At 61.8% G+C, this 11,243-nt stretch carries 10 protein-coding genes; 5 read left to right on the forward strand and 5 right to left on the reverse strand.

Annotated elements, in window-relative coordinates; translation table 11 throughout:
• A complete protein-coding gene (locus E7813_RS10235) occupies positions 1-1,110 on the reverse strand; it encodes an ABC transporter permease (RefSeq protein ID WP_291573412.1) in 1,110 nt (369 codons plus the stop codon).
• A complete protein-coding gene (locus E7813_RS10240) occupies positions 1,107-2,216 on the reverse strand; it encodes a BMP family ABC transporter substrate-binding protein (protein ID WP_291573414.1) in 1,110 nt (369 codons plus the stop codon). The genes E7813_RS10235 and E7813_RS10240 overlap by 4 nt, the downstream gene beginning before the upstream one ends.
• A 439-nt stretch (positions 2,217-2,655) precedes the next feature.
• Between E7813_RS10240 and E7813_RS10245 the strand changes: the two genes are divergently transcribed.
• On the forward strand, positions 2,656-4,023 hold the full coding sequence (locus E7813_RS10245; RefSeq protein ID WP_291573416.1) for an allantoate amidohydrolase: 1,368 nt from the start codon (positions 2,656-2,658) through the stop codon (positions 4,021-4,023).
• Here the strand turns inward: E7813_RS10245 and E7813_RS10250 are convergent.
• Together E7813_RS10250 and E7813_RS10255 are read right to left on the reverse strand one after the other, a co-directional pair.
• Complete coding sequence (locus E7813_RS10250; RefSeq protein WP_291573419.1) at positions 4,020-5,339, reverse strand: dicarboxylate/amino acid:cation symporter; 1,320 nt, start codon at positions 5,337-5,339, stop codon at positions 4,020-4,022. The genes E7813_RS10245 and E7813_RS10250 overlap by 4 nt on opposite strands.
• Before the next feature lie 88 nt (positions 5,340-5,427).
• Entirely contained in the window at positions 5,428-6,372 is a 945-nt protein-coding gene (locus E7813_RS10255) for a hypothetical protein (RefSeq protein ID WP_291573421.1), read from the reverse strand.
• Positions 6,373-6,634: 262 nt separating this feature from the next.
• Here E7813_RS10255 and E7813_RS10260 point away from each other — a divergent pair, with 262 nt between their 5' ends.
• The 4 genes from E7813_RS10260 (at position 6,635) to E7813_RS10275 (ending at position 9,616) form a co-directional block, all read left to right on the forward strand.
• The gene (locus E7813_RS10260) at positions 6,635-6,868 is read left to right on the forward strand and encodes a hypothetical protein (RefSeq protein ID WP_291573424.1); all 234 of its coding nucleotides are present in this window, start codon (positions 6,635-6,637) and stop codon (positions 6,866-6,868) included.
• Between the two features lie 196 nt (positions 6,869-7,064).
• Entirely contained in the window at positions 7,065-8,120 is a 1,056-nt protein-coding gene (locus tag E7813_RS10265) for a glycosyltransferase family 1 protein (protein WP_291573426.1), read from the forward strand.
• Between the two features lie 35 nt (positions 8,121-8,155).
• Positions 8,156-8,845 (forward strand): methyltransferase domain-containing protein, encoded by a 690-nt coding sequence (locus E7813_RS10270; RefSeq protein WP_291573428.1) that lies wholly within the window; start codon positions 8,156-8,158, stop codon positions 8,843-8,845.
• Positions 8,846-8,983: 138 nt separating this feature from the next.
• On the forward strand, positions 8,984-9,616 hold the full coding sequence (locus E7813_RS10275) for a hypothetical protein (RefSeq protein ID WP_291573430.1): 633 nt from the start codon (positions 8,984-8,986) through the stop codon (positions 9,614-9,616).
• A gap of 30 nt (positions 9,617-9,646) precedes the next feature.
• Here E7813_RS10275 and E7813_RS10280 read toward each other — a convergent pair.
• Positions 9,647-11,243: aminotransferase class III-fold pyridoxal phosphate-dependent enzyme (locus E7813_RS10280; RefSeq protein WP_291573432.1), on the reverse strand; the 1,597-nt coding region annotated here is incomplete at its 5' end.

Here is an 11,243-nt window from a genome sequence, read left to right on the forward strand (position 1 = left end):
TCAGGCCTTTCCTTTCAAAAATCCGATCCGGCCATAGAGTGCGTCGCTCGCGAGCACCGCGACAAAGATGATTCCCTGCAGCACCTGAACCGAGGCATCCGGCAAACCTAGCCTGCGCTGCAACAGGCCTCCGCTGGCGCTGATGCCGCCGAGCAGAATTGCCACGGGGATAATGGCCAGCGGATTCTGGCGCGCCAAAAAGGCGACCAGGATGCCGGTAAAGCCGTAACCGGCGGCGAGGTTGGCGTTGGTGCGGCCTTGAACGGCGGCGACTTCGACCATCCCGGCAAGACCGGCCGATGCGCCGGCCAGAAAGCAGATGGTCAGGATCAGCTTGCCGACGCCGAGGCCGACGATCCTGGCGGCGCGAATGTTGCCGCCGGCTACGCGCGCGGCGAATCCGAACACGGTGTGATAGATCAGGATGTAGGACGCGACAGCGGCGATGACGCCGAACACCAGTCCCCAATGCACGTCGGTCCCGGGTATCGATCCGATCATGTTGGCGGCGCCGATTTCGCGGGTCGACGGCTTGTTGAGACTGGCCGGATCGCGCATCGCGCCTTCGACCAGATGATTAAGGATGGCAAGCGCGATATAGACCAGCAGCAGGCTTGAGATCGTTTCATTGACGCCCCGGTACTGGCGAAGCCCGCCCGACAGCATGATCCAGAGACCGCCGCCGGCCATGCCGGCGCAAGCCATCGCGAGCTGGACGACGAACGGCGGCGCCGACTGCATCAGCAGCGCCGCGCTGGTCGCCGCCAGTGCCCCGATCAGGAGCGCGCCTTCGCCGCCGATGATGACCATGCCGAGCTGTGCGGGTAGCGCGGTGCAGAGCGCGGTGAGGATCAGCGGCGCGGCGCGAGTCAGCGTGTTCTGCCAGGAGAACCAGGTGCCGAATGCGCCCTGGTACATATAGAAATAAAGATCGAGCGGACTCTTGCCGAACAAGGCCACGAATATTCCAAACACCCCGAGCGCGGCGGCCAGCGCCGCGCCCGGAATCAGGATGTATTCGATGGTCCCGCCATGGCGCTGGAGAAATCCCGGATCCGCTGCCGGAGAGATCGCGACGGCTTCGGCAGGATCTCCAACGCCTGATGTCACGAAGTTGCTCCGATGACGCCTTCCACGAGGTAGTCCATCTTTTCGAGTTCGGGGTCCTTCTGGCCGCGGTCGGTTCCGGCGGCGATCACGGTCTTGCCCTTGTTGTCCATGATCGGGCCTTTGAAGATGGTGTAGGTGCCAGCGGTGAGCTGAGCCTTGATATCGTCGGCATGCTTGCGCGCCTCGGCCGACACCGCTTCGCCATAGGGCGAGACCTTGACGATCTCTTCCTTCAGGCCGCCGCGATAGAAATTCGGGATCGATTCGCCGGCGGCGAGCATCTTGACGAATTTCGGATACAACGCTTCCCAGTTCCACTCCGCGCCGGTCAGATACGCCTTTGGCGCCAGCGGCGCCTGGTTGACGTGATAACCGCAAACCATGGCACCCCGGCGCGCGGCGTTCTCGACCATGGTCTTCGGTCCGTCGACATGGCAAGTCAGCACGTCGACGCCCTGATCGATCAGGCTGTTGGTGGCCTCGGCTTCCTTGACCGGCATCGACCAGTCGCCGGTGAAGATCGCCTGCGTCGTTACCTTCGGGTTGGCGAGTCTGGCGCCGAGCGTGAAGGCATTGATGTTGCGCAGCACCTGCGGGATCGGCTTGGCGGCAACGAAGCCGAGCTTGCCGGACTTGGTCGAGTAACCGGCGACGATGCCGGAAATATACTGGGCCTCGTCGATATAGCCGAAGTAACTTCCGGCATTCTTCGGGTCCTTGTCGGTCCACAAGCCGCCGCAATGCTCGAAGCGCAGCTTCGGAAACTTGTTTGCCATCTTGATCATGTGCGGATTGTAGTATCCGAACGAGGTCGGAAACAGCAGCGTCGCGCCGTCGAGATTGATCATCGATTCCATGGTCTTTTCGACCGCGTCGGTTTCCGGGACTTTTTCTTCCTCGACCACCTTGAGGCCGGGCATTTTCTTCAGCGCCGCAGCACCCTGCGCGTGGGCCTGGTTATAGCCGTAGTCATCGCGCGACCCGACATAGATGAAGCCGATGGTGGTATCGGCGGCGAAAGCCGAACGTGTCCCCAGCGCAGTGCCGAGCGTGAGGGCGGCGCTTCCCTGCAACAGATGCCGTCGTGAAATCCTGCCAAAATCCATTGGTTGCTCCTTTTGGCGGATGGACCGCCGGCTGATTTCGCGGCTTCGCCGATCCGGCGGAGCCCAAAGGGCATGTCGCAATCTTTGTGCCAACGCCATTTTTGTGGGCATAGACGGTTAAATCTCTGAAAAGTATAATGTATATCCAGAAACGGGGCTTGGTTTAAAACTTGTGCAGGTCGGCGATCGATTAAAATTTCAGCTACTTTTCCTGATTGTATGCAAGGGAGTTAAGCAAACGTTAGCCCGGATTGGCCTTCGCGGCGGTCGACCGGATGGCAAATCCGATCATTTGCCGGCTGGTCAAGGCAGCGCAGGCTGATACCAGTCGGTAGGTTCGGGCGGCTTTCTCCGGATTCGCCGATCCGCTGGCACCGAACTTGTATCGATCGGTCTGCAGGCACGGGTGAACCGGTGCGGCTTTCGTCATTGGAACAGCATGAGTGAGATGAAGCCGCAACTCGCCGAGCCCCAAGGCGCGCACCTCGGCGAAGAGATCGTCGGCAGGATCAACCAGCTCGGCGCGATTTCCGAAACATCGGAGCATCTTGCGCGCATCTTCCTTACCCCGGAGCATCGCGCCGCCGCCGACCTCATCCTGGACTGGATGCAGGCAGCCGGAATGCGCGCCCATCTCGATGCCATGGGAAACGTCTGCGGCCGTTACGAAGGCGAGCGGCCGGGATTGCCGTGCCTGATGCTGGGCTCGCATTACGACACCGTTCGGGACGCCGGCAAATGGGATGGCCCGCTCGGATTGATCACGGCAATCTCCTGCGTTGGGGATCTGCACAAGCGGGGGCGGCGGTTGCCGTTCGCCGTGGAGGTGACCGGTTTCGCCGACGAGGAAGGTGTCAGGTTCGCTTCGACGCTGCTGGGCAGCCGCGCCGTCGCCGGCACGTTCGACGAGAGCGTGCTCAACGCGCGGGACAGTGGCGGCATGTCGATGCGCCAGGCGCTGGTGCAGTTCGGTCTCGATCCCGACCATATCGGCGCGGCGGCGCGGGCTCCCGGTGAATTGCTCGCCTATCTCGAGTTGCACATCGAGCAGGGTCCGGTGCTCGAAAACGAACATTTGCCGGTAGGCGTCGTGACGGCGATCGCGGGCGCCACGCGGCTGGCGGCATGTCTGTCCGGTATGGCCGGGCATGCCGGCACGGTGCCGATGCCGCTGCGCCGCGACGCGTTGACCGGTGCCGCGGAGTGCATCGTCGCGATCGAGGAACTGTGCCGGACTGACCTCGGCGGGCTGGTCGGGACCGTCGGATATATCCACGCGACGCCCGGCGCCACCAATGTGATCCCGGGGCAGGTCTCGTTCACCATCGACCTTCGCGCGCCGACCGATACGCATCGCCGGCGCGCGGTGGCCGATATCGTCCGCCGGATCGAATCCATCGCCAAACATCGCAAGCTCGCGCTGCAGGTCGACGTCACCCATGAAAACCGCACCGTGCCTTGCGCGCCGTGGCTGAGGTCGCAGGTCGCCGATGCGGTGGCGGCGGAGGGCTATCGCGTGTTCGAACTGCCGAGCGGGGCGGGGCATGACGGCATGGCGATGATCGACATTGCCGATGTAGCCATGCTGTTCGTGCGCTGCCGAGGCGGCGTCAGCCATCATCCGGACGAGCATGTCGACACCGCCGATGCCGATGCCGGCGCGCGCGTGCTGCTGCGGCTGATCGAGAATTTTAAGCCCAAAGAACCGCCCGATAATAGGCGCGACCCGTTGGCGCTACGATGTCCGCGAACCGAGCCCGAATCCGCGGCACGTCACCGAACTGCGGTTGAACCGAGCTGTCGCTAGCCGGCCGTTACGTCCACCAGTTCCTCGCCGCCGAGAACGCGCGTCGCCTTGGCGCGGTCGAGATCGCCCTCCCACGCGGCCACGACCACGGTCGCCACGCAGTTGCCGATCAGGTTGCCGAGCGCACGCGCCATGCCGATGAACCAGTCGACCGACAGCACCAGCACGAGGCCAATCGCGGGAATGCTCGGCACCGCATTCAGCGTCGCGGCCAGGATCACGATCGCTGAACCAGGCACGCCGTGGGCGCCTTTCGAGGTGATCAGGGAGACGCCGAGCACCAGCATCAGGTCGCCGAACGACAGCGGCGTATTGGTCGCCTGCGCGATGAACACCACGGCCAGCGTGAGGTAGATCGAGAATGCATCGAGGTTGAAGGAATAGCCGGTCGGGATCACCAGCCCCACCACCGAGTCCTTGACACCCAGCCGCTCCAGCTTGCGCATGATCTGCGGCAGCACCGCGTCCGACGATGCGGTGGCGAGAACGATGGTCAACTCCTCGCGGAAATAAGCCAGGAACCTGAAAATGTTCAAGCCGACGAACGCCATCACGCCGCCGAGCACGCCGAGCACGAAGATGGCGAGTGAAACGTAGAACAAGGCAACCAGCGAGACCAGTTGCTTGAGCGAGCCGACACCATATTTGCCGACCGTATAGGCCACCGCCCCCAGCACCCCGAGCGGCGCCACACGCACGATCAGTCCCATGGTGCGGAACAATACGGTCGATACCGCGTCGATGAACGAACTGATGCGTTCGCCTTTCTCGCCGCCGACCAGCGCCAGGCTGACGCCGAACAGGATCGCAAAGAACAGAACCTGCAGCACATCGTTGCGCGACAAGGCGTCGAACGAGGTGGTCGGGATGATGTTCATCAGGAAGCTGCCGATGCCTTCGCCCTGCAGCTTGTGGGCATTGGTGGCGTAGGTGTTGAGCGCCTTGGGGTCGAGCGTCGAGGTGTCGATATTCATGCCGTGGCCCGGCCCGAACACGTAGGCGAGGATGAGGCCGACGACCAGCGCCACCGTCGTCATGGTCTCGAAATAGACCAGCGCCTTGACGCCGACCCGTCCGACTTTCTTCAGGTCGCCGGCGCCTGCGATGCCATGGACAACGACGCAGAACACGATCGGCGCCACGATCATCGAGATCAGCTTCAGGAAGGCGTCACTCAGGATCTTGAGGCTGACCGCAAAATCGGGCGTCGCCATCCCGAGCACAATCCCGAGCAGCAGTGCCACCAGCACCTGGACGAACAACGACGTGTAGAGCGGCTTTCGCGCAGGCGTTGCCGCGGCTGATATGGTCGACATTGAGCACTCCCCCTCGATTCAAGGCATCCCAGCCGACCAACGAGCAACAAGCGTGCCAGCCGCAACCCGGGGGCGGCGATATCGACGGTTATTCCGCCCGACGCGCCATCACCGGCTGCTGCTTGCTGCCTGCTGCCGAGGCGTCCGACCACCAGCTTGCGACCGTCGCTTCGGTGCGATAGTGCGGTAGACGATCCCCAAGCGAGTAGAAAACGCACAGCGCAAGGCTGGCCCAGACCGCCAAACTGAAATAAAGCGTCATCCAGGCGATCTCATCCTTCCACTCGGCAAGGTCGTGCGTCACGACCCAACGCGTGCTCACATCGCGCAGACCCTCGAGCGGTCTGAGAAACCTGCTGCCATCGGCAAGCCCGGCCCGCCATCGGCTCAGGTACATCGGGACATCGATGGTCATGAGAAACACCAGATAGCCTGCAATCCCGATGATCGCGATGGCGAGAAACAGGCAAACCGGACCGTCGAACTCCGGCAGCAACCGGCAAAGGCCAATCCCGACCACGAAGAAGGCAACGGCCCATATCGAGTTTTCAATGGCGTTGCCCACATAGTTGGTGGTCAGCACCGCATGCCATGAGAAGCATTCCGCGATGAGGATCAACGGCACGACCAGCCACGCGGCATTCAAGGTGATGTCCGCTCCCGTCATCGTGCTCAGCCGGTGCAGGATAATCGCCCACTGCGCCGCGACGCAGATCTCGGCCACCGTGGCGACCGACCGGCCGACGACAACGCTCGACAGCCAGGTGTCGAACAAGCAGATCCGCTGCACATCCGCGCGCGGAAGGAACGAGCGGAATGCGCAGCCAAAAACATAGCCCGCACACAGCAGCAGCATGAATACTACGCTGGGCGTGCTGCCGACGCTGCCGGTCGGCGGTTCGTGGAGCTGGCGGTAGAGCAAGAACCAAACCGCGATATTTACGCCGCTGACCAGCGTCAACAGACTCCACCACCAGGCCAGGGGATTTGACCAAGCCAGGGAACTGGACTGCGCCCGCCACTCCAAACTCATGTATCACTCCCGCGCGTAACCAAACTGACATCAGACCGAATTAATTCTGTCACGAATCGCGGCGAGGTACGACAAGATTGTGCGGTGGGTACGCGGATAATGGCTGACGGCAGCGGGCGGCCAAAGGTGTGCCGCACAGGGCCAAGCATTCCGGCGTGCTGGCGGCGAACGGCTGACACGCGAAGGGCCTGTGTGCCAAATAGCTTCGCCGCATCCCTGGATATTTGTGACAGTTTTATGAAATACGCCCGCGGCGATTGCGATGGTTCCGCTCGCTGCCGAGAGCGCTCCTGTTATGTGGAAAAGAAATCTTGAAGTTTACGAAGCAGCCGTGCGGTTGGCGACTTCGGGAAAAATGCGCGGCTGGGAAAGCATCCGGGAAAAACTCGTCCAAAAAGGATACCGGCGCGTTCCGGATCTGTTGCAGGGTGATAAAATCCGAACGGTGCTGGATATTTGCTGCAAGGCGGCCCGCGATAAAAAAACCGAGGGCTAGATGGTCGTGGCGCTGGCATCCGGATTTCGCCGGCCGCGCGCTGCTTTCATCGGCGTGACGACAAAGCCGTGGCACAGACGGCAGCTGAATCCGTTTTATAAAAAAATGATTTTGCATCAATAGCGTCATACGCCTGAAATATCCCGGGCTGAACGTCCTCAAATTGAGAATCAGCAGCAACGTTCGGGTTCCGGAAATGCGGATTTTGATTGCGACCGACGCTTGGCACCCGCAGGTCAATGGCGTGGTCCGGACGTTGACCTCGCTGGCCCGCAGCGCAGCGGCGTTCGGCGCCGAAATTGAATTCCTGACCCCCGATGGATTTCCCTCGATAGGCGTCCCGACCTATCCGGGGTTGCGGGTGGCGCTGCCGAACCGGCGCGAGATCGCCGGAAGAATCGAGGCAGCTTCGCCGGACGCCATTCATATCGCAACCGAAGGACCGATCGGTTGGGCGGCGCGCGCCTATTGCCGGCGGCGGAATCTGGCTTTCACAACCTCCTACACGACACGCTTTCCCGAATATATCGCGGTACGCTCGATCATTCCGCTGTCGATGAGCTATGCGGTGCTGCGGCACTTTCATGCGGCGGCCGCCATGACCATGGTCGCGGCCACCTCGCTGAAACAGGAGCTCGGGCGCAGGGGTTTCAGAAAGCTCGGCACCTGGACGCGCGGCGTCGACACCGGATTGTTCACGCCCGATGAGCCCGTCGAGCTCGATCTGCCGCGGCCTGTTTTCATGACGATGGGACGGGTCGCGGTCGAAAAAAATCTCGAGGCGTTCCTTGCACTGGAGCTGCCGGGATCGAAGGTTGTGATTGGCGACGGGCCGCAGAAGGCCGAGCTGGCGCGACGCTATCCGAAGGTGAAATTCCTGGGCGAGAAGACCGGCAAGGATCTGCCCCGATATCTGGCGGCCGCGGACGTGTTCGTTTTTCCGAGTCTGACGGATACGTTCGGCGTCGTTCAACTCGAAGCGCTGGCGTGCGGCACGCCGGTCGCAGCCTTTCCGGTGACAGGCCCGCTTGACGTGATCGCCGATCATCCGGTTGGCGCCCTCGATAGCAACCTGCGCAGCGCCTGCATCCGTGCGCTTGGCATGTCGCGCCAGGCGTGCCGGAATTTCGCGCTGGAGCGTTCCTGGGAAAACAGCGCGAGACAGTTCATTGGCAATCTGAGCGCGTTGCAGCCAAGCCGCCGTCCGCGGTCCGCCAGCCGCGTGACCGGCAGAAGCGCGGTACAAGGTTGATCTGAAACCCCTTACAACGGCAAACGAGACCCCCCATGGCAGAGATTATGAAGCTTGACGACGCAGGACAGCTGGATTTCGACCGCGAGACGGTCGAACAGGCCTATGACCGCTGGGCGCCGGTTTACGACCTCGTGTTTGGCGGTGTGTTCAGCAAAGGCCGCAAGGCGGCGATTGCGGCGACCAACAAGATCGGCGGCCGGGTGCTCGAGGTTGGCGTCGGCACGGGAATCTCGCTGCCGCAATACGCGCCCCATCTTCGCATCTTCGGCACCGATATTTCGGAAGCGATGCTGCGCAAGGCGAAGCACAGAGTCGACGATCTCAGCCTGAAGAATGTCGAGGGTCTCGCCGTGATGGACGCGGAGAAACTCGAATTCCCCGATAATTCGTTCGACGTCGTGATGGCGCAATATGTGGTGACGGCCGTGCCGAATCCGGAAGCAGCACTCGACGAATTCGCCCGTGTGCTGCGCCCCGGCGGTGAACTGATTATCCTGACCCGGGTCAGCGCCGATGCCGGCATGCGGCGCTTTATCGAGCAACGGCTGCAGCCGGTGGTGCGTCCGCTCGGCTTCCGCACCGCTGAATTCGCCTGGTCGCGCTATGCGCGATGGCTGGCGGGCGCGAATGCAATGGAATTGATTGAGCGCCGGCTGGTGCCGCCGCTCGGCCACTTCTCGCTGGTCCGTATCCGAAAAACGGATGCGGCGGTAGCCGCCTGATCGACGCTGAAGCCGATCTGTCCCGTAGAGTCACCGTGTCAGGTCCACCGTGTGGCGTCATATGACATTTCGATGATGTCACACCCCGTACATCGAATCCTCGTAAAACGAATCAGCCTGTTTTTTTGGAGGAAGAGAATGATCGAGAATTTCCGCGAGCAATTGCGCATCCAACGCTGGGATGATCATCGCTACTATCACCACAGCCGCATCAACCAGAGCCTGCACTTCGTCAGCGCGGTCAGCTTCATCATCGGTTATGCCATGATGTTCTTCGATCCGGTGGCATCGGCACTGATCGGCTGGCTGGTCTCGATGACCTCGCGTCAGGCGGGACATTTCTTCTTTGAGCCGCGGGGGTACGACCACATCAACAATGCCACTCACGAGCACAAGGAAGAGGTCAAGGTCGGCTACAATCTGCGGCGCAAGGTCGTGCTGATGACGATCTGGGCGGCGTCTCCGCTGGTCCTGTACTTCGATCCCACCCTGTTCGGGATGTTTACGCCCTGGACTTCGCCGGCCGATTTCATGCGTCAGGTCGCCAAGATCTGGCTGGTGGTGGGCATCGGCGGCCTTTTGTTCCGCACCGTGCACCTTTTCTTCATCCGCGATGTCGAGACCGGCCTGGTCTGGATGACAAAAATTCTGACCGATCCGTTCAACGACTTCAAGCTTTACCGCAAGGCGCCGCTATACCTGCTGAAGGGCGAGTTGATCGATCCGGGTCTTGATCTCATCGAGCACGGACTCGAGGAGAAGCCCGCCTGAGGATCGCGTTATCGGGAAAACGGCTGCGATTCACCGCTGCCGTTTTTTCGTGATCATCTCCTTCAGGATTTGTCGGCGGATGGTCTTGTTGGTGAGGGTGGGGACCTGCCACCACCAGCCGTCCCGCTTCATTTTCTCGGCCGCAGCGACAAAACGTTTAGCCACCTCGGCAAAATCCGCGTCGGTATAATTCAGGCTGAAAATCAAACGGCCGGTTCCGACCCAGCTCAGCGCCAGCCCTTCGGCACGAAGGTAATATTGCAACATCCAATTGTAGCGCGACGGCACGGTGTAATGGACCATCCAGATCGAGGACAGATTGGCGACCCGAACCGGCAGGTCTTGCTGGTCCAGCCAGGCGTTCAACTGCTCCGCGCGCCCGTTCCAGATGCCGTCGAGGCCGTCATAAATCGAGTGGAAATTGGGACTGGCAAGCCGGCCGAGAAACTCATCCATCGCCGTCATGACGTAGGGGTGCGAATTGAAGGTGCCGCGCGCGAAGCAGACATCGGCCGGACGGTCATCGCGGAAGCGGCGCATCAACTCCTTGCGTCCACAGACGACGCCGACCGGCAGGCCTCCGGCGAGGCTCTTGCCGTAAGTGACTATGTCGGCGCGCACGCCAAAATAGTCCTGGGCGCCACCGGCGGCCAGCCGAAACCCGACGAACACCTCGTCAAAGATCAGCGCGATATTGCGCTCGGTGCAGACTTGCCGCAGCGCCGTCAGCCAGGCGGCATATGCTGCGCGGTCATAGCAGGCCGCTCGCGAGCTGTCGACCAGCGAGGAATCGGCGGGCGCGCTGGCATTGGGGTGAAGCGCCTGCAGCGGATTGACCAGAACGCAGGCGATATCCCGCCGCGTCCTCAGGACGTGAAGCGTGCGGTCGGACATCTCGGCCAGCGTGTAGGTTTCGTGCGGCGAAACCGGATTGCCCACGCCGGGCTGCACGTCGCCCCACCAGCCGTGATAGGCGCCGGCAAAGCGCACCAGGTGCGAGCGGCCGGTATGATAGCGGGCAAGCCTGACTGCTTGCATCACCGCTTCGGTGCCGGACATGTGGAACGAGACTTCATCGAGCCCCGAAATCTCGCACAGCCGGCGAACATTGTCCGCGACGACGGGATGGTAGAAGCCGAGCACCGGGCCGAGATCATGCGTCCGCTTCTCGGCACTGGCGATGCATTCCTTGTAGAAGTCGTTGCCGAAGATATTGACGCCGTAGGAGCCGGCGAGATCGTAGAACACATTGCCGTCGAGATCGGTCAGCGTCACGCCGGCCGAGGACTGCATGAAGGTGCCGGCGCCCAGATGCTCGCGGACCAGCCGGCTGTATTGAAACGGCACGCGGTAGCTTTGAGTAAATTGCAGGTCGGAAATCCGGCTCATGGCTTGCGACGTCATTTGCCGGCTGCGAGCGTATCGCTCCTTGTAGAAGGCCGCGAGCCAGAAGAATCCATGCTTGCGCTGCGTCGCCACTTCGGCCGGCGCGCCGTCGGAGCAGAAGAAATCGTCGACGCCGAATTCGTAGAACGGGATGAGCCGGGCGACCAGGCGCGACATCTTCGAATGTCCGCTCAACGAACAGTGTTTCGCCCGCGAGAGCGCCAGTCTCGCTTTTACCTTC

Source organism: Bradyrhizobium sp., from assembly GCF_004799405.1.
Classification (GTDB): domain Bacteria; phylum Pseudomonadota; class Alphaproteobacteria; order Rhizobiales; family Xanthobacteraceae; genus Bradyrhizobium.